10 protein-coding genes are annotated in these 16,738 nt (G+C 61.4%); 5 read left to right on the forward strand and 5 right to left on the reverse strand.

The features are described from left to right. The 5 genes from F4Z81_13740 to F4Z81_13760 all read right to left on the reverse strand — a co-directional run. Positions 1–1,189 (reverse strand): hypothetical protein (locus tag F4Z81_13740; GenBank protein ID MXW06108.1); only part of this gene is annotated, 1,189 nt, incomplete at its 3' end. Between the two features lie 26 nt (positions 1,190–1,215). Next, positions 1,216–2,340 (reverse strand): hypothetical protein, encoded by a 1,125-nt coding sequence (locus F4Z81_13745; GenBank protein ID MXW06109.1) that lies wholly within the window; start codon positions 2,338–2,340, stop codon positions 1,216–1,218. A gap of 150 nt (positions 2,341–2,490) precedes the next feature. Next, positions 2,491–3,315, reverse strand: coding sequence for a hypothetical protein (locus F4Z81_13750; protein ID MXW06110.1), 825 nt, complete (start codon positions 3,313–3,315; stop codon positions 2,491–2,493). A 19-nt stretch (positions 3,316–3,334) separates the two neighbouring features. Next, positions 3,335–5,455: a hypothetical protein gene (locus F4Z81_13755; protein ID MXW06111.1), complete on the reverse strand. Its 2,121-nt coding sequence runs from the start codon at positions 5,453–5,455 to the stop codon at positions 3,335–3,337. Between the two features lie 85 nt (positions 5,456–5,540). Beyond that, positions 5,541–9,113 (reverse strand): DNA polymerase III subunit alpha, encoded by a 3,573-nt coding sequence (locus tag F4Z81_13760; GenBank protein MXW06112.1) that lies wholly within the window; start codon positions 9,111–9,113, stop codon positions 5,541–5,543. Positions 9,114–9,460: 347 nt separating this feature from the next. On the opposite strand from F4Z81_13760, the gene F4Z81_13765 reads away from it, so the two are divergent. From F4Z81_13765 to F4Z81_13785, 5 genes are all read left to right on the forward strand, one after another. Further along, entirely contained in the window at positions 9,461–11,089 is a 1,629-nt protein-coding gene (locus tag F4Z81_13765) for a phosphoglycerate dehydrogenase (protein ID MXW06113.1), read from the forward strand. A gap of 133 nt (positions 11,090–11,222) precedes the next feature. Then, positions 11,223–11,984 (forward strand): pyridoxine 5'-phosphate synthase, encoded by a 762-nt coding sequence (locus F4Z81_13770; GenBank protein ID MXW06114.1) that lies wholly within the window; start codon positions 11,223–11,225, stop codon positions 11,982–11,984. A 144-nt stretch (positions 11,985–12,128) separates the two neighbouring features. Then, positions 12,129–13,574: an insulinase family protein gene (locus tag F4Z81_13775; GenBank protein ID MXW06115.1), complete on the forward strand. Its 1,446-nt coding sequence runs from the start codon at positions 12,129–12,131 to the stop codon at positions 13,572–13,574. A 77-nt stretch (positions 13,575–13,651) separates the two neighbouring features. Beyond that, positions 13,652–15,790, forward strand: coding sequence for an insulinase family protein (locus F4Z81_13780; GenBank protein ID MXW06116.1), 2,139 nt, complete (start codon positions 13,652–13,654; stop codon positions 15,788–15,790). 12 nt (positions 15,791–15,802) lie between these two features. After that, the gene (locus F4Z81_13785) at positions 15,803–16,735 is read left to right on the forward strand and encodes an ornithine carbamoyltransferase (protein ID MXW06117.1); all 933 of its coding nucleotides are present in this window, start codon (positions 15,803–15,805) and stop codon (positions 16,733–16,735) included. Positions 16,736–16,738 lie beyond the last annotated feature (3 nt).

The following is a 16,738-nucleotide window of genomic DNA, read 5'->3' on the forward strand; positions in this document are numbered from 1 at the left end:
CCAAACCGGATGAACTTATGGTTGCCACCGAAGTACGGCTGCTCGTCCACCTGAAGGTCTTGCCAGTAATCCGCACGTTATCCGAGTCAAAGGCTCGTGCGGTGAAACGCCGTGTCTCACCCTCCTCGATCGATGCGGTCGATGGAGATACCGTGACCCGGGCCACTACCGGCGGAGGTTCGGTCACGGTCAACATGGCAGTATCTGATTTACCGTCCACCGATGCTCGTATCGTCGTGGAACCGGCATTCACTCCCCTGGCCAAACCGGATGAACTTATGGTTGCCACCGAAGTACGGCTGCTCGTCCACCTGAAACTCTTGCCTGGTATGACCTGATCATCCGATGCATAGGCCCGTGCGGTGAAACGCCGCGTCTCACCCTCCTCGATCGATGCAGTCGATGGAGACACCGTGACCCGGGCCACTACCGGCGGAGGTTCGGTCACGGTCAGCATGGCAGTATCTGATTTGCCGTCCACCGATGCTCGTATCGTCGTGGAACCCGCGTTCCGCCCCCGCGCCAAACCGGATGAACTTATGGTTGCCACTGAAGGCCGGCTGCTCGTCCACGTAAAGGTCTTGCCTGATATGACCTCATTGTCCGATGTATAGGCTTTGGCGGTAAATCGCCGCGTCTCACCTTCTTCAATCGACGCAGTTGATGGTTCCACGGTGACTCGATCGACAACCGGTGGAAGTTCGGCAACTGTGACGGTCACCGGTTCGGAAGTCGTTTCTTCCGTCATAGCGGTGATATCCGCCATGCCTGCTCCAACCGCGCTAACCAGCCCGGTCGAATCAACGGTCGCCACCTCGTTGTCGTCACTTGACCACGCTAAGGTCACCCCACCGATCATGGTTCCGTCCGAAGTCCGGGCGACGGCAATGAGCTGGTGCGTATCGCCCACTTCGAGCATAAGCGGCATGGCGTCCACGATCTCGACGCTGTCGATCACCGGCGGCGATTCCTCCACGATGACCGTCGCAGGCATGCTCGTCACGTTATCCGCCGAGGCAGTTATCATGGCTGTACCTGCGGCCACGGCCGTTACCAGCCCTGTTTCATCCACCGTGGCGACTTCCGTATCATCACTCATCCAGGTAAAATCGACGTCTTCAACCACCATGCTGTCAATCGTCATGGCAACGGCCGTGAACCGGAACATGCCTTCGACCATGATCATCATTGAAGGCGGACTCACCGTCACGATGGCTACCACCGGCTCTGGTGGCGGGGTTCGGTCACCGTCAGTGTCGCCGTGCCGGATACACTGTCCGCAGTAGCCGTGATCATCGCTTCGCCCGCTCCGACACCGGTCGCCAAACCGTCTGCGTCGACTGCAGCGACCATCTCGTCCGAACTCGACCACGTGAACTCCGCGTCCGGGATTTCCGTCCCGTCTGACGTCAATGCCTTCGCCGCGAACTGCTGTGTCGCGTCCGTCTCGATCATCGCCTCTGACGGACTCACCGTCACATTGGCTACCACCGGCAAAGGCGGAGGGGGTTCGGCCACGTTGATCGTTACCGGCGAACTCGTAATACCGTCCGCCGTGGCGCGGACCATGGCCGAACCGGCACCGACGGCCGTGGCCACTCCGGCGGAAGTAATGGACACTACGCTGGTGTCGCTGCTCGCCCAGGTGATACTGACATCACCGCGGACCGCACCTCCCGCGGTCCGGGCCGTTGCCATGAAGGTGACCGTTTCCCCAACCATCAACTCCTGAGCCGAGGATGGAGAGATCGTGACGTTGGCCACGGGGACCACGGTGACTGTAATCGTCACCGCCGCGCTTGCGACGCCGTTACCGGTCGCCCGGATGGTGGCCGTTCCGGCGGCCACGGCTGTGGCCACCCCGTTGTTGTTGATGGTAGCCACGGCCGTATTGCTGCTTGACCAGGCAAAATCGACCCCGCTGATCACGGTGCCGTCGGAAGCTTTGGCGGTCGCGACAAATCGCTGGGTCCTGCCCACCTCCACCGTCGCCATGCTCGGACTGACTTCGACAACGGAGACCGTCGGCGCGGGCGGTGGCGGTGGCGGTGGCGATGGTGTGGCAGGTGTAGGCTGTGTTGGAGAATCGCCGCCGCCGCAACCAGCTGCTAGTAGACCAAGCCAGAAAACAAGCATGGCTAGACCTGTCGTTATCATCCTGTATGACTTACGACTTCCCGCCATAACGTAGGGCTTCACCAAGTTCGTGACGCGGGTATACACCGGAAAACTCCTGACTGCATGGTAGGCCCCAGAGTCCTTGTCAGCGGGCAGCTCGGTGCTTTCACAATCGATTTCATCAAGGAAGACAGACGTATTATGCGAGGTATGAAGCGGCATGACAGGTCTTAGGGACCGAAGGACACGTACTGTCGGTCGTTCCGAGGGCTTACACACCGCGAACCCAATCGGAAAATCCGACTCGCTCGCCAGCCATGGCCTGAATGCTAACGATGCGGCGAGAAAAACGATCTCGACGTCGGCTGTTTCCTACAGTTTCAGAAAAACCCCGAATTCCCACGTGGGGGCGTCCAGCATGCTATGGGCCCGGGTGAACGTCGACATGCTGGCGGTCAGTCCTGCGTTGGGTGTAACGTAGAAATCGACCTGGGGGCCGAAAGACATATACTCGATTTCGTAGCGCGAACGGAATTCATCATCCGCTTTGCCCAGGACTTCGATCCCGCGAAGCCAGACCGTTATACCCAGTCTTTCGGCGACCGTGTAGCCGGCTTCAAGGCTATACCTCAGTTCATCGGAATAGTCGTCATTGGGATCGTCGTCGCCCTGCCTGTTGTTGTACCCGATCTCGCCTTTCAGATATCCGGGTACGGGGTATAATGAATGGCCCACCTGAAGCGAGAGGATCTGGTTGAACTCGCCGTCTCCGGTCCAGAGGACGATATCATTCCCCGAATCTCCCAGCGGCAGTCCGGCCATGGCCTGCAGGCTGACGACCGTTGGTCCGTCGGTCAGAATACCGATTCGTACACCGATGTCCCAATCTCCAACACCTGATGTCGAATCAAACCCTTCGGCATCAATGCTGAAACGTGAGTAGAAAGGCATATACCCCACAACGGTCACCCGGTCGAGCAAGCCGAATTCACCGTAAAGGCTCGTCGTGTTGCCGCTCACCTTTGGGATCTCGGTTTTGGATCCGGTCGCCAGGAACAGTGACTCGGCACGCACGATCTGCTGGCTGAGTTTGAAATACCCCTTTCCTTTCGGCTGGGTCCATCCGCCCGCGTGAGCTAAGGTCGAACAGCAGATCAACGCGGTTGTAATCAATGTGACTGATATGAACCTGTTCACTCCGATGCTCCTTTGCGACTCAGTTACTCAATGATCCGCTGCCGAGTGGCATGTTCACAATTGCGCAATGAAGAATGACATAGCTGTATGAGTCAATCGTCTCGCCCGGGCGGGGTGTGAAGGTTTTTGTATAGCTCCTTCTGCCGGTGACATTGTCAAAATGCCTGGCACCAGCAGGAGCAGGACCGCTACGCCAGTTAATCGACGCGGAAGTGTAAAGAAATAAATGAGCGGCAATCCCGCCTCCAGTGTTCATGCCCGTTATGGTCAGTTTGAGATCCCCGCCAGCTACTTCTTCGAAGGTCACGGTTCCGGCGGTGCGCGGATAACTGGGAGTGCCCGAGATTGTAGCCGTTCGTGTCTTTAATTGCGGTGGCGGTGCTGTCACCATCAGCATCGCTGTTCCGGACTTGCCGTCCACTGATGCCGTGATCGTAGTGGAACCGGCACTAACCCCGGTTGCAGTCGTAGCCGTAGCGGACGAAGGACTAACCGTGGCAACGGAGGTTGTATTGCTGGTCCAGGCAAAGGACTTGCCCGGGATCACGGTGTTGTCCGATTCATATGCTGTCGCCGTGAACCGTTGAGTCTCGCCTTCTTCGATCGACGCAGTTGATGGTGACACGGATACGCGATCCACAACCGGTGGCGGTTCGGCAACCGTGACGGTCACCGGTTCGGACGCTGTTTCTTCTATCATGGCTGTTATATTTGCCATGCCTGCTCCGACCGCGGTAACCAGCCCGGTCGAATCAACGGTCGCCACCTCGTTGTCGTCGCTCGACCACACAAGGGTCACACCATCGATCATGGTCCCGTCTGAAGTTCGGGCGACGGCCGTAAGCTGATGCGTATCACCGATCTCGAGCATTACCGGCATAGCGTCCACGATCTCGACGCTCGCTACCACCGGCTCGGGCGGCGGCGGTTCGGTCACCGTAAGCGTCGCCATACCGGATATGCTGTCCGCGGTGGCCGTGATCATAACCTCACCCGCGCCGACACCGGTCGCCAGACCGTCCGCGTCGACTGTCGCAACCATCTCGTCCGAACTCGACCACGTAAACTCCGCGGCAGGTATTTCCATGCCATCCGAACTCGAAGCCATCGCCGCGAACTGTTGCGTCGCGCCCGCCTCGATCGTCGCTTCATCCGGACTCACTGTCACGCTCGCTACCACCGGCTCATCAGTCGGGGGTACGCCCACAGTCAGCATCGCCATGCCGGAAACGCTGTCCGCGGTGGCCGTGATCATCGCTTCGCCCGCGCCGACACCGGTCGCCAGACCGTCCGAATCGATCGTCGCGACCATTTCATCCGAACTCGACCACATGAACTCCACGTCCGGTATCTCCATCCCGTCCGACGTAAACGCCTGCGCAGCGAACTGCTGGGTCTGACCCTCCTCGATCATTGCTTCCGATGGATTCACCGCGACGATTGCGACTACCGGCTCGGGCGGCGGAGGTTCGGCCACGTTGATCGTTACCGGCGAACTCGTAACACCATCCGCCGTTGCGCGGACCATGGCCGAACCGGCGCCGACCGCCGTGGCCACACCGGCGGGAGTAATGGTCACAACACTGGTGTCGCTGCTCGCCCATGAGATACCGACATCACTGCGGACCGCGCCTCCCGCGGTCCGGGCCGTTGCCATGAAGGTGACCGTTTCCCCGACCATCAACTCCTGGGTCGAAGATGGAGAGACCGTGACACGGGCCACGGCTGCCACGGTGACCGTAAGCGTCACTGCCGCGCTCGAAACGCCGTTACCGGTCGCCCGGATGGTGGCCGTTCCGGCGGCCACGGCAGTGGCGACCCCGTTGTTGTTGATGGTAGCCACGGCGGTATTGCTGCTTGACCAGGCAAAATCGACCCCGCTGATCACGGTGCCGTCGGAAGCCTTGGCGGTCGCGACAAATCGCTGGGTCCTGCCCACCTCCAGCGTCGCCATGGCCGGGCTGACCTCGACAACGGAGACCGTCGGCGCGGGCGGCGGAGGAGGCGGCGGGGTCGGCGGAGATGGTGTGGTTGGTGTGGGCTGAGTCGGTGAATCGCCGCCGCCGCAACCCACGACGGCCCAGAGACCGCCTGCAATGACCAGCATGGCAAAACGAGTCGTTATCATTCTGATCGACATACATCCTCCCGCCGTATCGTAAACTCCCGCCGAGTTGTGAGGCTTCACGGCTTACGCGTAGCCCTGTTTCCAGCTCCTCGTAGCCCTATTTCCCGTTTCCGTTCCCGCGTCCGTCCCCGTTCCAGCGGCCGCGGCCGTTCCGTTTCCTGCCGTTCATCTCCACCGGCTTCCATCCGCTTTCACCGCTGTGCGCGGGCGCGCCGGCCAGCCGGACCCGTTTCGCACCGGTCGATTCCCGCAGCGTCTTGAGCAGCTCGTCCGTGGGCCTGACCTGGAGGTGATTCCCCGCCCTGACGCCGATCTCGCCGTGATCGGCCGTCGACACTTCGAGCACCACGTCGCATTTGCCCGGATGGGTCTCCAGCACGCCCTTGAGCGACGCGAGGTTTTCATCCCCGACCTGTTCGTACTCCATGGATAGCACGACGGACCGCGCCAGCCGGTCCCGTGCATCCGTCAACGCGATGATCTCGGAGGCGATAACCTTGTTGTCCTCTTCTTTTTTCGAAAGGTGACCGTTCACGAGGATCAGCGCGTCGATCGAAACCAGATCGCGGTACAGGGCGTAGGGTTCCGAAAAGACGAGCACTTCGCCGGATCCGGAAAAGTCTTCAAGCGTGACGAAGGCCATGGTCTTGCCGTTCCGGTCCACGATGGGCTTGATCTCGGTCACGATACCGCCGACCACGACGCCGTCCGACCGGCCGTTGGCGAGTTCGAGGCGGCGCATCTCCGCCGTCGTGAACGCCCGGATGTCTTCCTCGTATTCCTTTAAAGGGTGCCCCGTCACGTAAAATCCGAGCAGTTCTTTCTCGAGTCCCAGTTCCTGGCTGGCCGCCCACCGGGGGACCATCGGCAGCACGGGCTTGTGCACTTCCAACCCGGCGCCGCCTCCCATGTCGTCGAGGTCGAAAAGGGAGGTCTGTCCCTTCTCCCGGTCTTGCTGGCGGGTCTGCGCCCCTTCTATGACCGAATCGAGCACTTCCATGAGCTGCGCACGGTGCCCCTCGAGGCTGTCGCAGGCGCCGGCCTGGATCAGAGACTCGAGCACCCGCTTGTTGACCAGCCGCAGGTCGATGTGCTCGCAGAGCCCGAATACATCCTCGAAGGTTCCATGTTCCTTCCGCGCCTCGACGATGGATTCCACCGCGGCCTGCCCCACGTTCTTGATGGCGCATAGCCCGAACCGGATCGAGCGGCCTTCCACGACGAAGGTCTTGTCGCTTCTGTTGACGTCGGGCGGCAACACCTCGATGCCCATCTTCCGGCATTCGTTGATTAGTACGACGATTTCCTCGGTATTGGACATGGTGTTCGACAACAGCGCAGCCATGAAGGGCACCGGGTAGTGCACCTTCAGATAGGCCTCCTGGAACGCGAGTACGGCATAGCCCGCCGAATGGCTCTTGTTGAACGCGTAGCCGCCGAAGTACTCGATCAGGCCGAAGACCTCTTCCGCGATGCTTTTCTCGATGCCGTTCTCCACGGCGCCGTCGACAAAGTTCCGCCGTTCTTCGGCCATGACTTCAGGCTGCTTCTTGGCCATGGCCTTCCGGAGGAAATCGGCGCGGCCCAGGGTGTAACCCGCCATGTCGCGGGCGATCTGCATCGCCTGTTCCTGGTAGACGATGAGGCCGTACGTCTCCTTCAGGGCCGTTTCCATCACGGCGTGGTGATAGGTGACCTCCTTGCGCCCGTGCTTGCGGTCGATGTAGTCGTCCACGACCCCGCCGTTCAGGGGGCCGGGCCGGCAAAGCGCGTTCATGGCGATCAGGTCGTCGACGCCGTCCGGCCGGAGCCGCCGCAGGAATTCGTGGAGCCAGCCGCTGTGGAACTGGAAGATCCCCGTGGTCTCGCCCCGGCGGAACAGGTCGAGGGTCTTCGGGTCGTCCAGGGGAATGTCGTCCAGCTCGATCTCGTCGCCCGTCGTGTCCTTGATGATCGCGAGGGCGTCCTGGATGACGGACAGGTTCTGCAGGCCCAGGAAGTCCATCTTGGGCAGGCCGATGTCCTCCATGAGCTCGCCTGGATACTGGGTGACGATCGTATCCTTGTTGCTCGGCTTGTACAGCGGCACGTAGTCGGTCAGTTCGCCCGGCGTGATCACCACGCCCGCCGCGTGGACGGACGCGTGGCGGGCCAGGCCTTCCAGGGTCCTGGCGTACTGGATCAGCTGGCCTTCCGTGCCGCCGCCGTCGGCCATCTGCTTCAACTCCGGGACCTGATCGATGGCCCGGTCGAGGGTGATCTTCAGTTCGCCGGGCACCAGCTTGGCCACGCGGTCCACGTCGCCGTAAGACATGCCAAGGACGCGGCCCACGTCGCGGATCGCCGCCTTGGCCCCCATGGTGCCGAAGGTGATGATCTGGGCCACGCTGTTCTTGCCGTATTTCTCCACCACGTAGTTGATGACCTTGTCGCGTTCGCGGTCCGCGAGGTCGATGTCGATGTCGGGCATGCTGACGCGCTCGGGATTCAGAAAGCGTTCGAAAAGCAGCCCGTACTCGATGGGGTCGATGTTCGTAATGCCCAGCACGTACGCCACCATGCATCCCAGGCCGGATCCCCGCGTCATGAGCGGGATGCCCTGCTCCGCGGCGAACCGGGCGATATCCTCGACGATGAGGAAGTAGCTCGGATAGCCCATCTGGCTGATGACGCCCAGTTCGTATTCGAGGCGCGCCTTCAACTCTGGGGTGACGGTGTCGTACCGCTTTTCCATCCCGTCGAAAGACAGCTTGTGCAGGTAGGCGTCCGCGCTGTCATAACCTTCCGGCAGCGGGAAGTGGGGAAACTTGAACTGGCCCATTTCCATCTCGAATTCGATGGACTCGGCGATGGAGACCGTGTTTGCCAGGGCGCCGGAGACATGGCCGAACAACTGGCTCATCTCATCGGCGTTCTTGAAGTAGAGCGAATCCGTGGCGAACCTGAGCCGCTTGGGGTCGTTCAGTTCCTTCCCGGTCTGAATGCAGACCAGCACGTCCTGGGCGGGGGCGTCGCCCCGCTTCAGATAGTGGGCGTCGTTGGTCGCGACGATGGGGAGATCGAACTCCCTGGAAAAATCGATCATCGCGTTGTTGATGGGCTTGTCGAACTCCAGTCCGTGGTCCTGGATCTCCAGGTAGAAGTTTGGTCCGAAAATTTCCTTTAGCTCGGCGCACTTCGTCCGCGCCCGGTCGATCTGGCCGTCCACCACCAGGTTGGCCAGCGGCCCCTTGGCGCAGGCGGACGTGGCGATCAGCCCTTCGCTGTGCTTCTCCAGAAGCTCCATGTCCACCCGGGGCTTGTAGTAGAACCCCTCGAGGTACCCGGCGGAGGTGAGCTTCATCAGGTTCCGGTAGCCGGTCGCGTTCTTGGCGAGCACGACGAAGTGCGTCGTCTGTGCGGACCGGTCGAGCCGGTCGCCGCTCCGGACCGGGCGCCTTTCCTTCCGGCTGCCCGGGGCCAGGTACAGTTCGCAACCGATGATCGGCCTCAGGCCCGCGGCCGTGACCGTCTTGTAGAACTCCACGGCGCCGAACATGTTGCCATGGTCGGTCATGGCGATGGCGGGCATGTCGAAGGCTTTGGCGGTCTCGGCGAGATCCTCGATGCGGCTGGCGCCGTCGAGGAGGCTGTAGTGGGTATGGTTGTGCAGGTGTACGAACGAGGACACGGGGTTCGTCCTTAAGGCAGGTACCGCAGTTCACCTGTTGCGGACGGGCGGGGTCCTGCCTGATGAGTGTCTGACGGGCTTCAAAGTGGGAATGAAGATACGAGACTACCCTGCAAAAATAGGTTGATAAGAACCATCGGCGCAAGGTATTTTACGTTTTTTTCCGGCGGGTCTGAGCACGATCCGGGGGATGGGCAGGAAGGCTTCGATCAGACCGACGATTCGGCCGTTTCTTCGGCCGTTTCTTTGGCAGGATTTCAGTCTGTGCTCAGCCTGGTTTCAGCCCGGTTTCAGCCCGGATTTCAGCCCGGATTTGCAGATCACGTAAAAGGAGTGACCGGCGCGTCATGCATCACGTTATCGTCCTCGACAAACTGGCCCGGGAAGGGCTCGAACGGCTCACCGGGGCAAGTGAAGTATTCCACGACGTGCGTACCGGCCTCGAGGGCGAGGCGCTGCGCGGCGCGCTCATGGAATTCGACGGTGCCATCTGCCGGAGCGACACAAAGATCACGGCGGACGTGCTGAAAGGCAACGCGCGCCTGCGCGGCATCGTGCGGGCGGGCGTGGGCACAGACAACATAGACCGGAACGCCGCGACCCGGCAGGGTATCGTGGTCATGAACACGCCGACCGGCAACACCCTGAGCACGGCGGAGCACACCTTCACCCTCATCGCGGCCCTTTCGCGCAACATCGCGCCGGCGAACCGGAGTCTCATGGAAGGGCGGTGGGACCGCGGCGCGTTCACGGGAGTCCAGCTGGCCGGCAAGACCCTGGGCATCATCGGCATGGGTCGCATCGGCCGGGAGGTCGCCGCGCGGGCGAAGGCCTTCGCCATGCGCGTCATCGGATTCGACCCTTTCCTCTCGCCCGAACAGGCCGCCAAGCTGGGTGTGGAGTACGTCGACGAAGTACGCAACCTGCTGCCCGAGGTGGATTACCTGACTGTGCATACGCCGCTGACTCCAGAGACCCGCCACCTGGTGAGCCACGATGAGATCGAACTGCTCAAACCTGGCGCGCGGCTGGTCAACTGCGCCCGCGGTGGCATCTACGACGAAGAAGCGCTGGTCCGGGGCCTCGAATCCGGGAAGCTGGCCGGCGTGGCGCTGGACGTCTACGAAGAGGAGCCCTGTGTCGACAGCCCGCTGTTTCACATGCCCGGCGTGCTGTGCACCCCCCATCTCGGGGCGAGCACGGAGGAGGCGCAGGCCGACGTCGCGGTGGAAGCCGTGGACCTCCTGGTCAACTTCCTGGTCACCGGAGAAGTCCGCCATGCCGTGAACGCTGTAACCATCGATTCGAATACGTACCAGACGCTGGGCGGTTATCTCGACGTGGCCTACCGGCTGGGCATCCTGCTGTCCCAGTGGCACAGCGGGGGGCCGCGCGCATGCCGGCTGACCTACCGCGGCAAGGTGGTCGACGAGAACACGCGCCTGCTCACCTCCGCCTTCTGCGCGGGCCTGCTCGAGGACGCCCTCGACGAGGAAGTCAATATCGTCAACGGCGAGATGCTGCTCCGGGAACGGGGCATCCACCTGACGGAACAGACCCGCAGCGCGGCCGGGTTCTTCTCCTCGGCCATCAGCGTCGAGATCGACTGCGCCGATCAGACATACCGGGCCGACGGAACGGTTTTTGGAAACAACATGCCGAGGCTGATCCGCCTGGGTGAACACCGCATGGAGGCCTACCTGGACGGCAACCTCCTGGTCTTCCACCACAGCGACGTGCCCGGCATCGTCGGCGCCATCGGCGACACCTTCGGAAGGTACAAGGTGAACATCGCCCAGATGGCTGTGGGCAGGCTGGGGAACGAGCCCGGCGGCAAGGCCGTGGGCGTGCTGAACCTGGACGACGTCCCGCCCCAGGAGTCCATCGACGAGATCATGGGTCACCCGGCCATCAACAGCGCGCGGTTCATCCGGCTGCCCGCCCACGGAGCCCTGCCGCCCTGGATGCCCGGGTGATGCCGACCAGCCGAAGGGACCGGACGCGGTCTGGCCGAACGACGGCGCGGCAAGACTGAACACTTGGCCTGCCCGACCGCGCGTCACGTGGAACGATTGAAGAAAAACAGCCGTTTAAGGGAATACAGAGTCTATGGCTAAACTTAGTGTCAACGTAAACAAGGTGGCCCTGCTGCGGAATACGCGCCTGCACGGCATACCCAGCGTGACGGGCGCGTCCCGGACCGCGATCGAGGCCGGCGCCTACGGCATCACGGTGCACCCGCGGCCCGACCAGCGCCATATCACGCCCGGCGACGTGGACGACCTGGCCGAAATGCTGAAGGACTACCCCGATATCGAATACAACATCGAGGGCAATCCCTTCCACCAGGTCATGGACATCGTCCGGAAGACCCGGCCCACGCAGGCCACGCTGGTTCCCGACGATCCGGACGCCTTCACCTCGGACCACGGATGGGACGTGAAGGTCAATGCCGAGAAACTCAAACCGGTCATCGCGGAACTGAAGGACCTGGGCTGCCGGGTCAGCCTGTTCATGGACGCGGACCTCGACCAGATCGACCGGGTGCCCGATATCGGGGCCGACCGGATCGAGCTGTACACCGAACCCTATGCGGTGGCCTTCGCAGCAGGTCCCGAAGAGATGCAACCCGCACTTTCGGCCTTCGCCAGTGCGGCGGAACGCGCCCAAGAGCTCGGCCTGGGCGTCAATGCCGGTCACGATCTCAACCTGGACAACCTGGCGGTGTTCTGCGGCACCGTACCGAACGTGCTCGAGGTCTCGATCGGCCACGCGCTGGTCGCCGATGCGCTGGAAATGGGGCTGAAGCTCGCCGTGGGCGCATACCTGGGCGAACTCGAAAAGGCGGAAGTGATTTCAACCAGTGCTTGATCAAATGGGATCTATCCTGAACGTATCAGTATTGCGCGATCAAACAAATTCCCCCTGGAGGTTGATTACATGAAGACCCGATTAACACGCTTTATCCCATTGGCCTGCATGGTCCTTGCCTTGTCCGGTCCGTCCAGCCCGGCGATGTCCCAGGACCTGGCCGCCTTCGAGCAGAACGTCACGGAATTTACGCTCGACAACGGACTCACCTTCATCGTGGTGGAGAACCATGACGCCCCGGTCCTAAGCGTCCTTACCTACGCGGACGTCGGCTCCTCGGACGAGGTCAAGGGCATCACCGGCATAGCCCACCTCTTCGAGCACATGGCATTCAAGGGTACCACGACCATCGGCGCCATGGACCTGGAAGCCGAGTATGCGGCCATGGAGAAGGTGGACGAGATTTTCGACGATCTCCGGAACGAACGGCACAAGGGCCACCTGGCCGACCCCGAGCGCCTGGCCAGCCTGGAGCAGGCCTTCGAAAACGCCAAGACGGCGGCCCGGGAACTCGGCCGGTCCAATGCCATGGACGAGGCCATCGATCGCGCCGGCGGAACGGGGTTGAATGCCTCGACCAGCCGGGACGCCACGCGGTACTACTACAGTCTTCCCTCGAACAAGCTTGAGCTATTCTTCGCGCTGGAGTCCAACCGCTTCCTCGAACCGGTGCTCCGGGAGTTCTTCATAGAACGGGACGTGGTCAAGGAAGAACGCCGGATGAGCGAAAGCAGTCCGGTCGGACGCCTGGTGGAGGAGATGCTGAGCGCTGCGTACAAGGCCCATCCCTACGGTGAGCCGATCGTGGGCCACATGTCGGACATTGATTCCATGACCCGCGCGGAGGCGATGGATTTCTTCAGGCGATACTATGGCGCCGGCAACCTGACGATCATCATCTCGGGCGACGCGGACCCCGCGCACGTCAAGGAACTGGCCCACGAGTATTTCGACCGCCTTCCGGCCGGACCTCCGGTCGAACCGGTTGAGACGACCGAACCCCCGCAAATAGCGGAGCGTCGCGTAACCATGGAAGACCGGTCCCAGCCGGTGATCCTGATGGGTTACCATAAGGTCGACATCAACCACGAAGACGACGTGGTGTTCAACGTACTGTCCGATATCCTGGGAAGCGGCCGCACCAGCCGATTGTATACAAAACTCGTCAAGGATCAGAAAATCGCGGTGAACGCCTCCTCCTTCACGGACTTCCCTGGCAGCAAGTACCCCAACATGATCGTGTTCTTCGCCTTTCCGAGTAAGGACTACACCGCGGCGGACACGGAGCAAGCCATCGAGGAGGAAATCGAACGGATCCGTAACGAGGAAGTCACCGAAGAGGAACTGTCCAGGGCGAAAGTGCGGGCCCGGGTCAACCTGATCCGGGGACTCGAGTCCAACATGGGACTTGCGACTCAACTGGCTTATTTTCATGTACTTACCGGAGACTGGCGGAACCTCTTCCACAGTATTGACGCGATCAATGAGGTGACCGCCGAAGATATCAAGCGCGTAGCCAACCAGTACCTGGTTTCCAAGAACCGGACGGTGGCTTTGATCGTTACCATGGATGATAGCGGAACCGAGTGATCACGGACCTAATGATCACGGATCGACGCGAACATCCGCTGCCCTGAACACAGGAGTCGAACACAGGAGTCGAACCCATGCGCAGTACCCGTCTGAAAGTCATTACACTTGGCTTGATGCTGGCAGGGCTGGTCTTTTCGGCCATGCCGGTCGCGGCACAGAAGGACTACAGAGCGCTGCAATTCCCGCCGCTCAACGATATCGCCACCCCGACGCCCACCAGGGTGGTCCTGGATAACGGGATTATCCTGTACCTGGTGGAAGACCGCCGGCTGCCGATGATCAACCTGAGCGCCCGCTTCGGCGTGGGCTCCGTCAACGAACCGGCGGACAGGATCGGCCTGGCCGGGATCACCGGCGCGGTCATGCGCACGGGTGGGTCCACGAGCATGTCGGGCGACGAGATCGACGAGACCCTGGAGGGACTGGGTGCGACCGTAGAGACACAGATCGGCCTGGTTTCCGGGTCCGCTTTCATGTCCGCTCTCAAGGACAACGTGGATACCGTGCTGCCCATTCTAGCGGACATTCTCATGCATCCCGCCTTCCCCGAAGACAAGATCGAACTGGAAAAAGTCACCGCGCGATCCACGATCTCCCGTCGGAACGACGACCCGACCGACATGGCCTTCCGGGAATACCGCAAGCTGATCTACGGCGCGGAGAGTGTGTACGCGCGCCACGCCGAATACGCCACGATCGACGCCATTACCCGGGACGACCTCGTGGCCTTTCACCGGGACTGGATGCATCCGGACAACACCATGTTCGGCGTGTGGGGGGATTTCGACACGGACGAGATGGTAAAGAAGATCTCCGATGTATTCGGGGGATGGGAGAAGGCCGGGTTCGTGCGGCCCGATCTGCCCGATGTCGACTATACCTACGACAGTTCGGTGAACCTGGTCCGGAAGGACGATATCAACCAGAGCACGGTCGTCCTCGGCCACATCGGCGGCGTCAGGGACAATCCCGACTACTTCGCCCTGCGGGTCATGAACGATATCCTCAGCGGCGGGTTTTCCGGCCGGCTCTTTCGCATTGTCCGGTCGGAGCAGGGCCTGGCCTACGCCGTCTTCGGCATCTACAGCGCCAACTACAATTTCCCCGGGATTTTCTACGTGGCCTGCATGACCAGTTCGGAAACCACGGCGCAGGCGATCCGGTCTCTCCGGCACGAAGTGGGACGGATGACGACCGATGAAATCACGGAAGAGGAACTGAACCTGGCCAAGGAAAGTTTCCTGAATTCCTTCGTCTTCAATTTCGACAGTCGCCGTGAGATCATCGACCGGCAGATGACCTACGAGTACTACGGTTATCCCCAGGATTTCCTCGAGAAGACCAAGACCGGGATCGAAAAGGTGACCGTGGAAGACGTCAAGCGCGTGGCTCGCGAATACCTGCAGCCGGACAAGATGCGCCTCATCGTGGTCGGGAACGACCAGGATTTCGACGAGGCGATGTCGGCGTTCGGCGAGGTCAACGAGATCGACGTGACCATCGCGCTTCCCGCCGTGGAAGCCCCGGTAGCCACCGAGGACGACGTGGCCATGGGCAGGGAACTGCTGGTACGCTCGGCTGAAGCTATGGGCGGCCTAGATGCCCTGGCAGCGGTTCAGGCGGTCAGGGTAACCGCGGAAGTCACAGTGATCCAGCCCATGGGTGAGATGGCCATCGGCGTGGAAAGCCTGGTCGCGTTTCCGGACAGAATGAAGACGACTATGCAGACGCCGATGGGAAACATCGATATGATATTGACCGGCGACCAGGCCCTGGTAGTTGATCCCATGGGCAATACGCAGCCCCTTCCGGACCAGCAGCGGGATTCGATGCGAGAGGAACTCTGGCGGAACCTGGTCTTTTTGTACAGCCGGATGGACGCGGAGGGGTTGACGGTGCAACATATCGGGCAGGAAGAGATCGAAGGAAGGACGGCGGAGGCGCTTCTGATCACGCCTCCGGATCTGAACCCCTTCAGGCTGTACCTGGACGCGGAGACCATGTTGCCGGTCAGGAAGGCCGGCCAGTCCATGTCCCAACAGGGCCCCGTGGAAGCCGAATCGACCATGAGCGATTACCGCGAAGTCGAAGGAATCAAACTGCCCTTCAAGGAGTCGATGAAACAAAACGGGAATCCCAGCGGCGAGTCCGTGACCCAGACTATCGAGATCAACCCGGAGTTACCGGCCGACGCGTTTTCGGCGCCTGAATAAAAGGAAGCGAGCATGTCCGCAGCTATCAAGCACCTGATCGACTGGAAGTACTGGGACGACGGCGAGATCGTGGAGATCCTGGACCTGGCCCGGCGTGTCAAGCACTACCGCTGGGAGTACCAGGGCAGGATGCAGGGCAACACGCTGGTCATGATCTTCCAGAAGACTTCCACGCGCACCCGGGTGTCCTTCGAGGCGGGCATGACCGAAATGGGCGGTCACGCCATCAACCTGGACTGGATGACGACGAACTTCACCCTGAGCAAGGTCCGCTTCGAGACGCGGTACCTGGGACGCAACGCGGCGATCATCATGGCGCGGCTGAAGGACAACCGGGACCTGCTGGAGATGGAGAAGGCCTCCACGGTGCCGGTCATCAACGGGTGCTGCAACCTCTACCACCCCTGCCAGGCCCTGGCGGACGTGCTGACCATCGCGGAAGACCGTCCGGAGGGCGTGGAAGGCGCGCGGCTGACCTATATCGGCGTGTACAACAACGTGGTCAATTCGCTGGTTTCCATCGCCGCGCCGCTGGGCGTGCACCTAACGCTGGTCTGTCCGATCAGGGAGCCGGCAAGTGTCGACGAGGAAAGCCGGAAGAAGTTGCTGGACAGGGGGCTGCTCACGGAGACGCTGGATGCTGGGGAGGCGGTCGCGGAGGCCGACTACGTCTACACGGATACCTGGCTCGACATGGAACTCTTCAACGATCCCGACTACGCGGCCGAGAAGGAAAAGCGTAGCGGGATCATGATGCCCTACCAGATCACCGCGTCCCTGCTCGCCGGCAGCCGTGCGAAGATCATGCACGACATGCCCATCCATCCCGGCTACGAGATCGCCGAGGACATGATCGAGCACGAGCAGTCGATTATCTACGACCAGGCCGAGAACCGCCTGGACGCCCAGAAGGCCATCATGCTGCGGCTGCTGAACCGGTTGTAGCCC

The sequence above is a fragment of the Gemmatimonadota bacterium genome (assembly GCA_009835325.1).
Taxonomy (GTDB): domain Bacteria; phylum JAAXHH01; class JAAXHH01; order JAAXHH01; family JAAXHH01; genus JAAXHH01.